The following is a 16039-nucleotide window of genomic DNA, read 5'->3' as shown; positions in this document are numbered from 1 at the left end:
CGTCCGGTTCCGCCGGACAACTCAGAGCCCGGGGAGCGAATCCTGCTCCCCGGGCACGACCTTGGTGCCCTCCTCGGGGCCCCGGCAGCCCGGGCCGAGGCGGAGGATGCGGGACTCCGGGTCGTGCAGCGGACGGCCGCAGCGGCGGCACCGGAGCACCGGCGGCTCGGCTGCGGCCCGGTCGCCGACGGGGGCGGGGATCAGGGCGGGCTCCTCGGACTGCATCGGCCCAGTCTGACGGACCGTCCGCCCCGGACCACCACCGCCTCCCCCACCTCCCCCTCTGACCGGCTGCCCGGGTGACAAGACGTTTCCGCACCGCCCGACGGGCCGTTGGGAAGGGCATGACGAAGACGTGGAAGATCCTCATCGCCCTGCTGGTCGCCCTCGGCCTCGGCGGCCTCCTGGCCGCCGCCGCGGCAGCCCGGGAGTGACCCGTTCCGCAGCCCGGACGGCCCGTCCGAGGACGGGCCACCGGACGCCGCGCAGACCCGCAGCCGACTCAGTCGAGCTCTCCTCCCGCAGGACCCCCCGCTGCCGCTTCCGCACCGACCGTGTCCGCGCCGACCAGCGCGAGGACGTACTCCTCGGCCTTGACCGCAAGGTGCAGCGGCAACGGCAGACCGAGCGGATCGTAGTCATCGTGGAAGCGCAGCTGATGGGCCAGCGTGGCGTACTCGACGGGACGGTCCGCGGTCACGTCCGTCCGACCCGCCGACACCAGCGCGGCCGTGGACAGGCAGGCCTGGACGGTGAGTTCCAGGAACTGCGGGTTCCAGGCCCGCTTGGACGGCGCGGTCGGCCAGTCCGGATCGGGCACCAGTTTCAGCAGGTCCCGCCGTGCGGCGGCCGTGGCCGGAACGTCGGCCGTGCTGCCGAACACCCGGTTGTCCGGGTCGGTCTCCGGAGCGGTCCAGAGGCCCGTGGTGAGCCCCGGCACCATCCCCTTCCCGGCCGGCGCGTACCACTCGGGCACCTCCTCCCGTCCGCAGTCGTCCCGCACCAGCACCACCCGCAGGTCCGGTCCGTAGGCTGCGGCACGCTGATGGCGCCCCTGGTCCAGCGCGACCATGTCGCGGACCAGCGTGCCGTGCGCCAGCCCCGGCCAACTGCTGCGCAGGTTGCCCACATCGGCGAGCAGCACCGTAGGCCGGTCACGGGTCTGGTAGAGCACCGTCCTGATCTGTTCCGCCGTCACCACCGCCCCGGCGGAGGTGTCACGGCCGAGCCTGAGCAGCAGCTCGGAGTAGGGCACCCACGAGTTCGTCTCCTCGTCCCAGCCACGAACCGGGTGCACCACCTCGTCCGGTCGGATCCGCAGGGCGACCAGCCGCTGCTCCCGGGACCGGCCCCGGCGGTCACCCTGACACCTGATCACCCTGAGCGCCAGGTACTGCAGTTGCTCCGGGAGACCGGACACCCGGTGCTCGGGAGTGATCACCGCACCCAGCTGTCGCAGGCCGTCGAACAGCGCCTTCCTGATCCGGATGCCCAGGTCCGCAACGCCCTCCTCGGGCGGCACCAGGAACTGGCTGAGCCGACCGGCCTCGGCGCAGCCGAGCCGGATCGCCTCCTTGGGATCGGTCCCCGGCTGCCCGAAGGCCTCGGGGCCACTCAGCTCCACCAGGGCCAGGGCCCGTCCGACGGGTGCTCCCAGCAGCTCCGCGGTGGCCCGGGCACGGCGCCGCATCGCCTCGGCCCAGGCGGCCCCCCGACGGCCGTCGCCCGACGGCGCCGGGATCGGCTGCCCCAGGGCTCCGATGCCGACCAACCGGACCTTCAGCCGGACGCCGTCCGCCTCGTGTTCCCACTCCTCGGCAGCCCCCGGCCTGCCTGCCGGGAGACCGACCAACTCTTCGAGGGCAGCTGCCAGTTCCTCCTTGACCTGCTCGGACTGCCAGAGCAGGTCCAGGTGGAGCGGCCCCCCGTCCAGGACGCCCCGGAGTCGCTGACGACGGCCTGCGGCCCTGGCCGCCCCGTCCTTCTTCGCCTCCTTCGTGAGCAGGACGGGCTTGGTGACCTTCGCAGCCCGAACCAGGTCCGGCACCCGGCGCAGCTCCTCGCCCATTCCCTCCGTCACCCAGTCGTCCAACAGCGAACGTTCCAGGGGCATCAGTCCGGTCCGGACCTTGTGCACGTACCCCTTGCCGCCCGAGGCCATGGTGTTGCTGTACACCACGCCGGCCGCGACGCCGTCTCGTCCGAGCAGCCACGGCACCGGCTCGCCGACCAGCTCCTCCGCCTTGGGATAGCTCCGGCGCAGGTCCAGGTCGGGCAGCAGGTCGGCCAGGTGGCTGTGCCGCCGCCAGCCGACTCGCCCCTGGTCGCGGTCGTACCGGACTGAGCTGTCGACCAGCCGGACCCGCTGGACCGCCTGCGGCTGCCACGGAATCGGTGCGTCGACCAGTACGGTCGCCCCCTGCCCCTGGGGGAGCCAGACCGAGTCGGTCGACACCCAGCGCCGGATGCCGGTCGACACGTGCACCCTGAAGCGTTCGGCGAAGGGCACCGTGTGCACGGTGATCGTGACCGTGCCGGAGTAGTACCAGGACCGCTTGCCGACCACGTACTTCCGGGGCGGCCAGCTCACCAGCTCGGTCCCCTGCTCACGGCTGACGATCCGGAACCGGACGTCCACCCCCTGGCTGCGGAACGGCCGGGCGGCCAGTCGGGCGGCGATCCACTCCGGCAGCAAGTGGTAGAGACGCTGGTCCGGCAGGGCGGTGCCCCCGGGCGACAGGGCCGAGGCGGTCAGGTCGATGTCCTCCTGCTGCCAGGACAACTCACCGACTTCCTCCAGGAGTTCGATCGCCCGCAGCTGCTGCTCCTCGTCGCGCCCGGCCACCGAGCCGAGCACCCAGGCGTTGAGCACCGGCCGAACCACGTCCTCCGGGACCGCCTCCCTGGCGTACAGCCAGGCATCCGCGGTGCCGGACCCGACGCCACGGCCGGTCGCGACCACTCCGGGCGCCACCACCCTCAGCAGCGCGTTGAGTTGACGGATCGGCAGCCCGGTCGGCTGCTCGCCGCGTCGCAGGCGCTGTCGGTACAGCTGCTGGAGGCCGGCCCGGAGCGGCTCCGGGAAGGAGATGGTGCTGTGCGGTTCCAGCCAGGGCCCGGTGGCCGGGTCGGGCTCGTGGGCGGTGGTACGGATCACGGGGTACAACCGGGGTCTTCCCTTCGGTCGGTGCCGAGCTGCAGGCAGCGGCTGAGAGCGGCGTGCAACGGGCCGTAGAGGGCCCTGACGATGTAGCGATCGGCGGGGTCGAGTGGTGCGACCGGCCCGGAGGCCGGGCCGCCGGGTTCTGTCGTGCGGTCATCGAGGCAGTACGGGTCGAGGACGTCGACCATGCTGTGCAGCAGGCTCGTCCGCGGGGTGTCGGGTTCCGGTGGAACGGCGGCGAGGCCGGGGGCGAAGGCCGCGTCCACGAAGACGACCCGGGCCGGCACGGCGCCGCGCAGGAGCCGGCCGATCACCTGCCAGATCAGCACCATGAGATCCCAGGTGACCTGCTCGCGGTCGGCACCGAGCCTGCTCCACGCAAGGCTCCGGGCGAGCAGGCGGTGCCACTCGGCGCGCGCCGCTGCCCGGGCCGCCCGAGCCCCCTGGTCCAGTGAGGACTCGCCGGCCACCCGCTCCGCGAACTCACCGCTCGCCACGGCGCGCACCTGCCAGTCGTTGACCGCGTGCACCGCCAGTCCGAGGTCGTCCGGCCTCGGGTTCGGCCGGACCAGGAAGTAGACGGTGCCGATCGCCGCCTGCTGCTCCTTGTTGAGGATGTTGTGACCGCGCTCGACCGCGAGCAGCGGTGCCACCAGGATTTCGGCCGGGGTGTCCGCCAGGGTCTCGACGTCACCTCGGCGGAGCACCCCGGCGTGGTGCTCGTCCCCCTCGATCGGCAGGTCGTCCGGCACCGTGTGGTCGTCGTCCGAGGCGAGCCTGAGCACCCGTCCCCTCCAGCGTGGGCCGAGCCCGTGCAGGGTGTCCGCCACCTCGCGGGCCTCCTCGTAGCTGCCCACCAGGAGCAGGATGTGGCGCCGTTCGTCGGGCAGTTCGGAGAGCTCCCGGCGCAACCGGCTACCGGTTCCGTCGTCCTCCTCGGTCCCCAGGGCGGTGACCATCCGGCACAGCAGGTCGGTCCGCTGGTCCTGGTGGCTGCCGGAGACGGTGGCCGGGCGACCACCGATCTCGGCGAACTCGATCCGGAACTCGCTGAGTTCGGCGATCCGCTCCAGCTCGCGACGGTCGGGCTCGATGATCACACCGATCGGCACCGGTACGTGGTAGCGGCTGGACGTGCCGGCCCAGCTGCTGCCGGACATCAGCAGCACGTTGGTTCCGGGCCGGTTGTCGACCGTCGGCAGACCGGGCAGCAACCGGAGCAGCTCCCGGCCCATCCCACTGCACCGGAAGAACCTCAACTGACCGTTCTGGAGGCCTCCTTCGTCCCGCCCGTGGACCAGGAACTGAAACGCCAGCATGTTGCCCATCGGCTCCTCCGGCACGATCGGCCCGTAGTCCGGTGGCCGGCGGTACATCAGACTGAAGCCCAGGTTGAGTGCCACCTGCACCCTCGGCCACATCGCGTTCACCAACGCCAGCCGGGGCTCCAGCGCGCACAGCAGCAGGGTGAACTCGAACAGGAGGGCCTGCTCGTCCAACCAGTCCTCGGCCGACCTCGGCACGGTGGCCCAGGTCTTCGGTGTACGCCCCTGCGCCCGCCGGAGCTCCCGCTCAGCCGCACGCCGCGCGAGCTCGGCCTCGTGGGCGGCCTCCTTCAGCCGTAGCACGGGCTCCAGGTCAAACAGCCCGACCACGAACTCGGCAAGCCGGGGCCGGGTGTTCGCCTGATAGGTGGTCTGGAGCAACTCGTTCATCAGACGGGTGAGTTCGGGGTCCCCCGGCCTGCTCGGACTGCGGTCGCCGAACGGGTTCTCCCGGAACACCTTCAGCCGCTCGCTGAGCTCCTTCCGGGCCTTGGACCAGGCCGCGGCCACCGCCTCGCCGGACTGCGCGGCCGACGTGGACCCACCGCCGTCCGCGGTCTCCTCCCCGGCTTCCGGGTACCGCATGGCCAGCAGCCCCTCCTGAAGGTGCCGAGCACTGAAGTAGCCGGGGCTGACCCTCTTCCGTAGCCGGGGCTCACTTGCCAGCCGTGCGTACAGCCGGTCGGTGGCCAGGTTCACGGTGCTGACCGCCACCGACCAGTTCTCCACGTCCCGGTTGGACAGCTGGATCCGGCCGCCTCCGGTCAACTCGCGTCCGCGGTGCGCGTTCAGCTCGCTCACCAGATCGTCCCCGTCCACACCGTCGGCCAGCACCACGGCGGGGGCGAACATCTGGTCCAACTGGATCTGCACCCGGTCCACCTCGTCCACGATCACGAGGTCGCTGCGCCGGGCCGCCAGCTCCAGGTAACGGAGCCGCTCACCGTTCTGGGCCCACGGCACCCGGGAGTCGACCAGACCGGCCGGGGTCGCGACCCACACATCGGCGTCCACCAGCTCGCGGGCACCGTGATGACGAGGACAGCGGCTCCAGTAGGGGCAGGCCCGCCGGCGCTCCTGCCAGCGATCACCGCCCGCCGAACGCGACGCACCGGCCGAGCGCGGCCGCAGGGTGGTGCAGGGTGCGTCCGCGAAGGCGAGCAGCTCCGGCACGTCCTCCGGCCCGTCACCGGCCTGCTCCGCTCGCAGGGCGTTCACGGCGCACGAGGTGCTGAGGTACTCGAAGGCCGGGTCGTGGTGTCCGAGCAGGTTGCGATCGCCCCGTCCGGTGAGACGGCGGTGCAGCCGCTCGGCGTGCTGCTCTCGGCTCGATGCCCCGATCACCGGCGCGGCCGACTTCTGCCCCGGCCCGAGATGGAGGTTGTAGAGCCGGACCAGCTTGAGCAGTTCGGCCACGTCGCCGACCACCACGGTAACCCGGAGGCCGAGAAGCGCCAGATGTACCGTCAGGACGTCCCTCAGGGTGGACTTGCCCGCACCCACGATCCCCAGCAGGTGCTGGAGGCCCGCCACCGTGAACCTCTCGGCCGGCTCGAACCCGTCACCACCGGGGGTGGAGAAGGAGATCCGGTCCAGGCGTCCGTGCCAGTCCCGGAACTCCAGCTCGTCCATCCGGGCCGCGGTCACCAGCAGCTCGGCCTTGTCCACGGTCAACGGCGCACCCGCACCCGCTGGGAGCCGCGCCAGGTCGTGGGCGTCCGGCCGGGGTCCCGGCACCTCCTCCAACCGGACGGTGGTGGTGAAGCGGCCGAGGGCGAAGCCGTGCGGACCGGGGCCGGCCACCGGCAGCTCGCTGACCTCCCAGGGTGGGGCCTGCGCCAGCAGCCTGTCGTAGTGGACCCAACGATCGTCCGCCACCGTCAGGTTGACGATTCGACGGGCCGGAACGGCCACGTCGGGGACATCGAACCCCCGTAGGGCGACGGGCCAGCGCTGGTACTCCTGCAGGGCCTCCGCCCAGGCCGCCGGACGGGCGAGGGTCCACAGCGAGTACCTGGCCTTGCGGAGCAGATCGGCGCTCCGGGCGCCGAGTTCGGGATCCCGGGCCGCGAGGTACGGGTGGCCGCTGAACAGCGGCCAGGCCGCGACCGCCGGTTCGCCGGGCAGCAGCCGCTGCTGCAGGTGGAGGCCGAGCTCCACCTCACAGAGCGTCCGCAGCCGTTCCGGCTTCGGCTTCGGTTCCGGCGCACGGTCGTACAGCTGCCCGACCACGTCCCGAAGTGGTTCCACCGTGCTACGCATGTCCCTCCTCCTCTCCCCGGCCCGTGGCCGGCACCGTCACCAAGTGCAGGAACTCACGGACCGACAGCAGCCGGACTCCGGCCGGAAGCCGGTCCTCGATCAGTCGGCGGACTCCCTCGTACTCACGGAGCGTTCGCTCCGGCACCACCACCAGGGCCGTTCCCTCCTGCCCGGTCCGTTCGGTCGACGCCCAGGCCCCGAGCACCGTGGGCTGGGCCCGGTCGTGGATCCGCCACACGGCGGTGCGCGCGTCCGGCAAGCCGACGCGGTACCAGCCGGGCTGGTCGTCGACCGGCCCCGACCGGACCTTCAGCCTGGCCAGCGTGCGGCGCACCCGGCGCTCGGTCCGGCCCGACGCACCGGCGAGCAGCAGCCGTAGCTGAGCGGCCAGCACGCGTGCGCCGGCGGCCGGGAAAGTGTCCACCGGCCCTCCCAGCGGGCAGCTACCGCTCTCGCACCAGAGCAGCCGTCCCTTCGCCGCCAGCGCGGGAAGCCGGCAGTTCGCGCACCGGACCGCCGCCCCTTCGGCCCCCGGGCCGGGTGGGAAGGGCTCGTAGAGCTGACCCACCCGCCGCCAGATCACGGTCGCCCTCGGATCGATCCGCAGTCGCTGGATCTCCGACTCGGTCAGCACCGGACGGTCCGCCAGGAAGTCCCGGCACTCGCCGAATCCGAGGGGCCCACCGCGGACGGTCTCGTTCAGCCGCGCCAGGGCCCGGCGCTCCAGCAGCCCCTCCGCCGAGGCCGCGGCCAGCTCGAAGCAGCTCCGGGTCGGCCGACGCACCACCGGGTCCAACAGCCTGGTGCCCGGCCGCAGGACTCCTGGTGGAAGGGACAACGGCCACTCCTCCACCGGCCGCCGAGCACACCAGTCGAGCAGACCGGGGACGCCGGAGGGCAGCTCCCGGTCACGCCGCACCGCGTGCAGCACCATACGGTCCAGGGTCAGCTGGACCTCGGGCGGATAGGGCAGGGAGAACGAGCCGGAGCCGGCCTCGCCGTCCAGCACCAGGACTGCCCGGGCCACCGCTCCGAGCAGTTCGAGGTCGGACGACCGGTCAGCCGCCCTCACCGCGCCACCGCGCCGCTGATCCGGGCCGAGCACCAACGTCCGACCTCACAGCGGGAGCACTCCGTACCCGGCTTCGCATCGAAGCGGTCGTCGGCGTGCCACGGACCGACGCCGCTCCTCAGCACCTTCTCGGCCGTCTCCAGGACCTGCGGGGAGAGCGGATCGAGGATCTCCAGGTCCACCCCGTCCGGACGCAGCGTCTCCAGTTCCACCCGGCTCCGGTACGGGCTGCCGCCCAACTCACCACGGGCCAGCAGCACGACCGCCACGGCCAGTTGGGGGAAGGCCAGCAGTGGATCCCGGTCCCGGCGGTGAGTGGTCGTGGTCTTGGTCTCCCGCCACACCCAGGAGTCGCCGTCCAGGTAGAGCAGGTCGGGCTCGGCCAGCACGACCAAGTCGGCCGCCGTGTCCTCGAAGACCAGCTTCGGCTCCGACCTGGCACGCCACTCGCCGGCTGTCCGCCGCGGGCAGACCTTCGCGTGATGGCGCAGCATGGCGGTGGCCACCTCGCGTTCCCCATCGGCGAGTTCGTGGCCACCGGTGTCCCAGTCCGCCGCGATCCCAGGCCCGCACGGCCCGCCCCCGTCACCACCGTGGCGACCGGCGAGCCAGGCGTGTACCGCCCGACCGCGCTCGGGGGCACCGGCGTACTCCACCGAACGGTCGACCGGGAGCATCCGCGCCCGCAGGTAGTACCGGGCCGGACAGGCCGCGTGGGAGCGGGCGTTGGTCGCCGACCAGCTCCGCCGGGGCCGCTCGCGGTCCTGGATTCCGAGCAACCCCGGTGCCTTCGGCAGCGCGGGGCAGACCATCGAGTAGGCGCACCCGACGCAGGCCGTACCCGGGCGGTACTCCTCCGCCTCCAGCAGCGCCGCCAGGGCCGGCCGGCCGTGCTCACGGTAGAGCGCCAGGGCAGCGTCCCGATCACCGTCGAACAGGACGTCGGTCTTTCCGTCGGCCATGCCGAACTGCACGATCCGCACCCGCTGTGCGCGCGAGGAGGCCTCGCCCTCGGCCACGACCAGGGCGGCGAGGGCCAGTTCGGCGGGGCTCTTCTCCCTGGAGCCCGAGCGGTTCACCGGCCACCGCAGCTCCCGCACCGCGCCGTCGGGCGAACGGAAGCACCGGCCCCACACGGTGATCTGGACCCGCCGCACCCCGTGCTCGTCCGGCTCCCGCAACTCGTGGTCGTAGACCCAGGGCTGACGGACCGGGACGAGGCCGCCGTCCTGCGGGAACGCTCGCAGGTACCCGGCCACGGCGTGATCGGTCCAGTTTCGGACCCCGTCGTGGAGCCAGGTCCTGCGAATGCCACTGCCCCGCTCGATCCGGTCCAACTCGTCCATGAACGGACCATTGGTGAAATCGTTCAACTGTTCCCTTTTGCGGGCGGGCCGCACGGTGGGGGAAAGGCCGCGCGCCTTCATCGAGTCAGCGGCCGGGCACCGGTACTTCGCCGGGCCGAACATTCCCACGGACACCTTGACGACGGCGGGATCTCCCGTTACTCCGCCGAGGTGATGCCAGGCTGCCATACTGTCCGGACCTTTCTCTCGTCGATGGGGTGGTTGTGCGAGCTGGGGATCTGATCGGCGGCCGGTATCGGCTGCACGAGAAGCTGGGCAACGGAAATCAGGGTCAACTGGTACGTGCCACAGATGAGTTGACCGGGCGACAAGTGGCTGTGAAACTCCAGGCCCTACGGACCTTCGAGTCGACCACCTACTACCGGGAGCTCGGCGACGACCTGGAGTACGAGGGCCAGGTGGGAAAGGCTCTTTCCGACATCGACGGGCTCATCTCGCCTGGCCTGTCAAAGGACCACGCCGGCAGCCGCTATCTGGTGATGGACCTGATCGAAGGTGTGTCCCTGGCCCACCTGATGAGGGACCGGGCACCGTTCGGCGCCGACGTGCTGTCCGCCGTGCTCGGTCAGCTGTGCGAGACCGTCACCGAGATCCACGGCCGTGGCTACGTGCACCGCGACATCAAGCCGGAGAACATCATGGTGCGCTCCGACGGTCGGGTCCTCCTCATCGACGTCGGCATCGCCACCCCTGCGGGCCTCTGCGAGAGTCCGGCCGGCACCGCCGGCTACGCGGCTCCGGAGCAGTATCTCCGAGCCGAACTGACCGGACAGGCCGACGTCTTCGCACTCGGTTGCGTCCTGCTCGAGGCGGGCACCCTGAACCTGCCGTACGAAGGTCACATCGGCCAGCGTCTGACCCCTGGGACACGTCAGTACCCCGAGGGCTTCCGGACCAGCATGAACGAGGAGCTGTACACCCTCGGCCTCGCCATGATCGCCTGGGATCCGGCCGAGCGGCCGAGCGGCGCCGCCCTGGTCCGCGAGTACCTCCAGCCGCTGCTGCCCCGGCGCGGGGAGCCGGCCAATCCGAAGGCCCCGAAGCCCGACCCGACCGCCTGGTACCGGGACTGAGCATCCCTCACTCCCCTCCTTCCAGTGCGGCGAGCCGGTCAGCCGCCTCCTCCGCCTGCTCCCCCAACCCCAGCCGCCTGAACAGCTCCTCCCCACGGCGGAGGGGCTCGACAGCGCCTCCCGTGTCTCCCGCCGCCATCAGCGCCTCCCCGAGCAGGACCCTCGTCCGGGCCTCGTTCCGGGTGTAGCTGAGCGTCCGGTACCGCTCGGCCGCATCCGCGTACCGCTCGGCTGCACCCCGGTGATCCCCCTGCCCGGCGCTGATCCGTCCGAGTTGGACCAGGGCGTCCGCCAAGCCGTTGGTGTCCGTGGTCGAGCTGAACAGCACCACCGCGCTCTCCAGGTAGTCCACGGCCTTCCGGGGCTTGCCCAACTGGCCCCAGACGTACCCCAGACCGCTCATCGCCCCGGCCTCCGCGACCGGGTTCCCCAACTGGTTGAACGTCATCACGGTGCGCTCGAAGCTGCTCAGCGCCTCCTGCAGCTCCCCGTGCTCGCTCTGCAGGATGGCCAGGGCCTTGAGGCCGAACGCCTCCCCGGCGGCATCCCCGCCGTCCTTGCTCAGCCTGATGGCCCGGACCAGGTTCGCCTTCGCCAAGCTGTACTGCCCCTCTCCCAGACCGCGCCGGGAACCGGCCAGCAGCCGCATCATCGTGGCCTGTTCGGCCAGGGTCGCCTCGGGCTCGGCCATCTGCTTGACCCGCTCCAGGTTCTGCACGGCGTCCCCGTGACGGTTCCGCCGCCACTGGTAGGTGACCAGCACCATCGAGAGCAGCCAGGCGTACCGGTTCAGACCCTCCTCGCCGGCCAGCCGGATAACCTCCTGCAGGCCCGGGTACTCCCGGTCGAACCAGTCCATCGCCTCGCCGGCTCCCAGCAGCTCCACGGGTTCGAGGCCGGCCGGTGGCGTACCGATCGGCAGTGACCGCCCCGGCACCAACTGCCGGTCACACCACCAGGCCTGCTGCAACGACAGCTCCAGGAGCCGCTCCAGCACACCCCGACGCTCCTCCGGCGTCCGCTGCCCGGCCAGCTCCACAGCATGGTCCCGGACCAGATCGTGCAACTGGTACCGGTCGTACTCCGGGCAGGAGAGGAGGTGCAGGTCCATGAGCTCCCGAACTGCGGCGGCCACGCCCGGCCGTTCGCCCTCCGGGGTCAGCCCGGCGAGCGCGTGCAGCCCGGCGGCCGACCCCGGATGCACGCCGAGCCTCCAGTACAACTGCTGCGCGGCGTGCGAGAGTCGGCGATGGGTGCTCCGGAGCGCCGTCCGCACGCCGGTCGACTCGCCCCAGATCTCGAGCGAGTCCAGCCGTCGGCCGGGCGCGCGCATCGACCTCCCGAGCTCCTGAAGTCCGGGATCACTGATGCCGTGAAAGCCGGAGGCGAGCACCGAGAGCGCCAGCGGCAACCGGTCGCACCGCTCGGCGAGCTCAGCGAGCAACGGCCCGTTCCTGCGCACCATTCCGGGGTCGAGCGGCCGGGTCAACATCCGGACGGCCTGCACCGGAGTCAACGGGGTGACCTCGACCAACCGTGCCTGCTCCCGTGCGACCAACCCTCCGAGCCGCCGGCGACTGACCACCAGCGTCGCGCAGGACCGACCACCCGGCAGCAGCGGACGCACCTGGTCGGCACTCACGGCATTGTCCAGGACCACCAGTACCGCACGCCTCGCCAGGGCGGACCGGTAGCTCCCCACCATGCCCTCCAGGGTGCGGGAGGCGGGATCGACCCCGAGGTCGTGCAGGAACCTGGGCAACACCTGGGCCGCGTCCAGCGGCTCCCCGTTCGCGGTGAACCCCTGGAGGTCGGCGTACAGCGTCCCGTCCGGAAACGCCTCGTCCTCGACCCGGACTCCCCAGCTCGACGCAGCCGTGGTCTTCCCGACCCCGCCCGGGCCGACCAGAACGGCCAGCCTCGTCTTCTGCCCCAGCAGCGCGTCGTCCAACTGCTGGTAGGTCCCCCGGAGTCCCACCAGATCCGGTGCCACGAAGGGGAGCTGACGCTGTACCAAGGACCCCGACCGAACCGCGGTCAGCTCACGGTAGACGGCCTCCAACCGCCGGCTCGGAACGTTCGGCCAAGCGCTGTACACCTGCCTGATCCCGGCCCGGTCCTCCCCCATGAGCCGCAACTCGACCTCGAACAGCGACTCGTCCGACGGCCACCGCGCACGCAGCCACCCCATCCGTGCCGCCACCTCCTCGACCACCCCGGCACGCATCTCCGCGTTCAGCCAGCGCACCCATCCCTCGCGCCGCTCGTCCTCCAGCCTCCGCCTCCACTCGTCGAATGCCCCCGGCAAACCGTCGAGTGGCACTTCCCCCCACCCTTCGAGCTCCGTTCGCAGTTCGGCACGGGACGCCTGGTCGCCGTCACCTATCAGGCCTGCCGCCGCGCGTCGGTACCTGAACACGTCCACATCGGAATCGACTACTTCGACCCGGAACATCCCCTTCCGATTCCTCGCCGGAATGACCCCTGGAAGCCGCCTCCTCAGCGAGCGCACGTGTTCCCGGAGGTTTCCCGGGGTCCATTGGCCCCCGGGCCAGAGGTGCTCTGCGATGACCTCGTGCGAGACCTCGCATCCTTCCGAGAGGAGGGCAAGAACCAGAATCACCCTTCCGGAGGGCGGCAGTTCAACCGGAACTCTGCGGGCCATCACCTCGACGCGTCCCAACAGGCGGAACTCCACAATGCACACCTCCCCTGGTACTGGGCCCTCTCGACGTCCCCGGTCACCCGAGACGAATCATGCCATCTCCGAAATCGAGCGTCCTGACGTTCCCCTGACGTTCTGGGTCGGTGCGATGTCCGCCGCCACTGCCACACTGACCGCAGTCGGCCTGACCAATCGGCCGCGAATCACCATTTCACCTGGAAAAGGAGCACGCCATGACCTACCCGCCGCACCGCAAGCGCCGCCGCACCGAGCGTCCGAAGCCCGGCGCGCCGGCCCCGCAGCCGCACCCCACCGAGGAGGAGGCCCCGACCACGAACGCCTGAAACGACGTCAGTGGCGGTGCGGCCGGAGCCGCACCGCCACTGATGGAGCGCCGTGGTCAGACGGAGACCAGGGTCCGTTCGGGACGGTTCTCCGCCGACTCTTCGGAGGCTGCCGCCTCCGGCTCGGTGTTGAGTTCGGTGAGCATCTGCCGGGTGAAGCCGAAGAAGTAGGTGGCGAGGAAGCCGACCAGGTAGCCGGTGAACAGGCCGCCCGCATAGACCGCGACGGTGGCGGCCAGGCTGCCCTCGCCCTGGAGGAGCGGGAAGAGCGCCCAGCCGGAGGGGCCGATGGCGGTGGAACCGACCGCGGTGCCCAGCTGGTTGAAGAGACCGACGAAGGCACCGCCGGCCGCGCCGCCCACGCAGGCGGTGACGAAGGGGCGGCCGAGCGGGAGGGAGACCCCGTGGATCAGCGGCTCGCCGACGCCCAGGAAGCCGGCCAGGAGGGCGGACTTGATGGTGGCCCGGATCGAACGGTTGTGGCGCAGTGGTTCGGGGTCGGGGTCAGACCGCGAGCAGCGCTGCGCGCAGGTGACCGTGGTGTTCGGTGAGGAGGCGGGCGGCGGTGGGCCCGTCGACGTCGGCGAGCACCACCAGGACGGCGTTCTTGACCTCGCCGCCGGTGGCGGCCAGGGCGGCCTCGACGGTGGCGTCGTCGGCTCCGGTGGCCTGGGCCACGATCCGCCGGCAGCGGGCGCGGAGCTTCTCGTTGGAGGCCCGCAGGTCCACCATCAGGTTCCCGTAGGTCTTGCCGAGCCGGATCATGGTGACGGTGGAGAGCAGGTTGAGCACCAGCTTCTGGGCCGTGCCGGACTTCAACCGGGTGGAGCCAGTGAGGAGTTCGGGCCCGACCACCACCTCGACCGGGTGCTCGGACGCGGCGCCGAGCGCGGAGTCCGCGTTGCAGGAGAGCCCGATGGTCAGCGCGCCGAGACGGCGGGCGTACGCGACGGCGCCCACCGCGTAGGGGGTGCGGCCGGAGGCCGAGATGCCGACCACCACGTCATCGGGGGTCAACTCCAGTGCGGCCAGGTCGGCTTCGGCCAGCTCCACGCTGTCCTCGGCGCCCTCGACCGCCGTGACCATGGCCTCCCGGCCGCCCGCGATCAGGCCGACCACCTGGCCGGGCGCGGTGTTGAAGGTGGGCGGGCACTCGCTGGCGTCCAGCACGCCCATCCGCCCGGCGGTCCCGGCGCCCGCGTAGACCAGCCGCCCGCCCCGGGCCATCCGCTCGGCGGTGGCGTCGATCGCGGCGGCGATCTCCGGCAGCCTCCGGGCCACCGCCTCGGCCACGGTGCGGTCCTCGCCGTTCATCAGGGTGGCGATCTCCAGGGTGGAGAGCCGGTCGATCTCGGCCAGTTCGGGGCGGAACGCCTCGGTGGCCAAGGTCTCCAGCTGGGCCCGGAGTTCGGCGTAGGGGGCGCTGCCGGTCCCGGCGGCGGGCTGACTGGTCATCGGGAACGGCCTCTCTCGGGGGCGGCACGGCCATGACGGGCGGGCGCTCACCTCTGAAGATACCTACCGGAGGGTGACCGGCTGGGTGCGGTAGCCGCGCAGGACGAGGCGGTCGGTGCGGGTGCGCATCCCGGCCGGGGCCAGGCGGGGGAAGCGGCGGAGCAGCTCGGGCATCGCCAGCGCGGCTTCCTGGCGGGCGAGTTGGGCGCCGAGGCAGAAGTGGGCGCCGGCGCCGAAGCTGAGCGGCTGGCTGTCGGTGCGGTACGGGTCGAAGCGGTCCGGGTCGGCGTAGCGGGACGGGTCCCGGTTGGCCGCGCCGATCAGCAGGAAGAGGGCGGTGCCGTACGGGGTGGGGACGTCGCCGGCGGTCAGCTCGTCGCTGAGCGAGATCCGGGAGGTGAGCTGCACGGGCGAGTCGAAGCGCAGCACCTCGTCCACGAAGCCGGCCGGGCTGAGGGCGCCGGTGCGCAGTGCCTCGCGCTCGGCGGGGTGCTCGAAGAGCAGGGCCAGGCCGTTGCCCAGCAGGTTGGTGGTGGTCTCGAACCCGGCCACCAGGAGCAGCACCAGATTGGCCAGCAGCTCCCGCCCGGATATCCGGCCCGGGTCCTCGGCCGCGACCTGGACCAGCGCGCTGACCAGGTCGCCGGTCGGCTCCTTGGCCCGACGGGCGGCCAACTCGGTGAAGTAGCCGGAGAGTTCGTCCGCCGCCCGGTCGGCGGCGGTCAGCTCCTCCTCGGAGACCAGCAGCTCCAGCGCCGCCGTGAGGTCGGAGGCCAGCGGGCGGAACCGGTAGCGGTCCTCCTCCGGCACCCCGAGCAGCTCGCAGATCACCCCGACCGGCAGCCGGAAGGCGAAGGCGTCCATGAAGTCCACCGGCTCCCCGCCCGCGCCCGCCTCCGCCAGCTCGTCCAGCAGCCCCGTCACCGCCGCCCGGACGGCCGGCTCCAGCGCGGCCACCCGGCGGGCGGTGAAGACCGAGGCGATCAGCGAGCGCATCCGGCTGTGGTGCGGGGCGTTGGTCTCCAGGACCGAGCGGCTGAACAGGGTCTTGGAGCTGTGGTCGAGGAAGCCCTCCTCCCAGCGCTCGCGCAGCACCGCGTCCGGGACGTGGAACGCGGTGGAGCGCAGCACCTGGTTGACCTCGCGGTAGCCGGAGACCAGCACCGCGTTCTCCCCCGCGGCGGCGGCCGGCCCGAGGCCGTGCGCCATCCGGTAGAGCGGGTACGGGTTCGCCCGGCCCTCCGGGCCCAGCAGTTCACCGATGATCTGTTCGCCGTCCATGGACGCCCCTCCCCCGGTTCGACCGTCTGCAC

At 71.9% G+C, this 16039-nt stretch carries 9 protein-coding genes and 1 pseudogene; 1 reads left to right on the top strand and 9 read right to left on the bottom strand.

Annotated elements, in window-relative coordinates; all coding sequences use genetic code 11:
- Window positions 1-21: 21 nt before the first annotated feature.
- The 5 genes from ACZ6ZR_RS16785 to ACZ6ZR_RS16765 form a co-directional block, all read right to left on the bottom strand.
- The gene (locus tag ACZ6ZR_RS16785; RefSeq protein WP_465642919.1) at window positions 22-225 is read right to left on the bottom strand and encodes a DUF6011 domain-containing protein; all 204 of its coding nucleotides are present in this window, start codon (window positions 223-225) and stop codon (window positions 22-24) included.
- A 277-nt stretch (window positions 226-502) separates the two neighbouring features.
- A complete protein-coding gene (locus ACZ6ZR_RS16780; protein WP_465642918.1) occupies window positions 503-3157 on the bottom strand; it encodes a pPIWI_RE module domain-containing protein in 2655 nt (884 codons plus the stop codon).
- Window positions 3154-6750 carry a pPIWI_RE_Z domain-containing protein gene (locus ACZ6ZR_RS16775; RefSeq protein WP_465642916.1) on the bottom strand — a complete coding sequence of 1199 codons (3597 nt, stop codon included), beginning with the start codon at window positions 6748-6750 and terminating at the stop codon, window positions 3154-3156. Before ACZ6ZR_RS16775 ends, ACZ6ZR_RS16780 begins: the two co-directional genes overlap by 4 nt.
- On the bottom strand, window positions 6743-7822 hold the full coding sequence (locus ACZ6ZR_RS16770) for a pPIWI_RE_Y domain-containing protein (protein ID WP_465642914.1): 1080 nt from the start codon (window positions 7820-7822) through the stop codon (window positions 6743-6745). The genes ACZ6ZR_RS16775 and ACZ6ZR_RS16770 overlap by 8 nt, the downstream gene beginning before the upstream one ends.
- Window positions 7819-9168 carry a PD-(D/E)XK nuclease family protein gene (locus ACZ6ZR_RS16765; RefSeq protein WP_465642912.1) on the bottom strand — a complete coding sequence of 450 codons (1350 nt, stop codon included), beginning with the start codon at window positions 9166-9168 and terminating at the stop codon, window positions 7819-7821. The genes ACZ6ZR_RS16770 and ACZ6ZR_RS16765 overlap by 4 nt, the downstream gene beginning before the upstream one ends.
- 218 nt (window positions 9169-9386) lie before the next feature.
- On the opposite strand from ACZ6ZR_RS16765, the gene ACZ6ZR_RS16760 reads away from it, so the two are divergent.
- Window positions 9387-10262, top strand: a complete 876-nt coding sequence (locus tag ACZ6ZR_RS16760; protein ID WP_465642910.1) for a serine/threonine-protein kinase — start codon at window positions 9387-9389, stop codon at window positions 10260-10262.
- 7 nt (window positions 10263-10269) lie between these two features.
- On the opposite strand, the gene ACZ6ZR_RS16755 is transcribed toward ACZ6ZR_RS16760, so the two are convergent.
- From ACZ6ZR_RS16755 to ACZ6ZR_RS16740, 4 genes and pseudogenes are all read right to left on the bottom strand, one after another.
- The gene (locus ACZ6ZR_RS16755) at window positions 10270-12510 is read right to left on the bottom strand and encodes a hypothetical protein (protein WP_465642908.1); all 2241 of its coding nucleotides are present in this window, start codon (window positions 12508-12510) and stop codon (window positions 10270-10272) included.
- Window positions 12511-13327: 817 nt separating this feature from the next.
- Window positions 13328-13759: pseudogene (locus ACZ6ZR_RS16750) on the bottom strand (PTS transporter subunit EIIC); the annotation flags it as partial.
- A 16-nt stretch (window positions 13760-13775) separates the two neighbouring features.
- Window positions 13776-14726: an N-acetylmuramic acid 6-phosphate etherase gene (murQ, locus tag ACZ6ZR_RS16745; RefSeq protein WP_465642906.1), complete on the bottom strand. Its 951-nt coding sequence runs from the start codon at window positions 14724-14726 to the stop codon at window positions 13776-13778.
- Between the two features lie 63 nt (window positions 14727-14789).
- Complete coding sequence (locus ACZ6ZR_RS16740; RefSeq protein ID WP_465642904.1) at window positions 14790-16007, bottom strand: cytochrome P450; 1218 nt, start codon at window positions 16005-16007, stop codon at window positions 14790-14792.
- Window positions 16008-16039 lie beyond the last annotated feature (32 nt).

Source organism: Kitasatospora sp. NPDC088742, from assembly GCF_055584905.1.
Note: the sequence above shows the minus strand (reverse complement) of the source record. Positions and strands in the feature narration are given on the sequence as shown.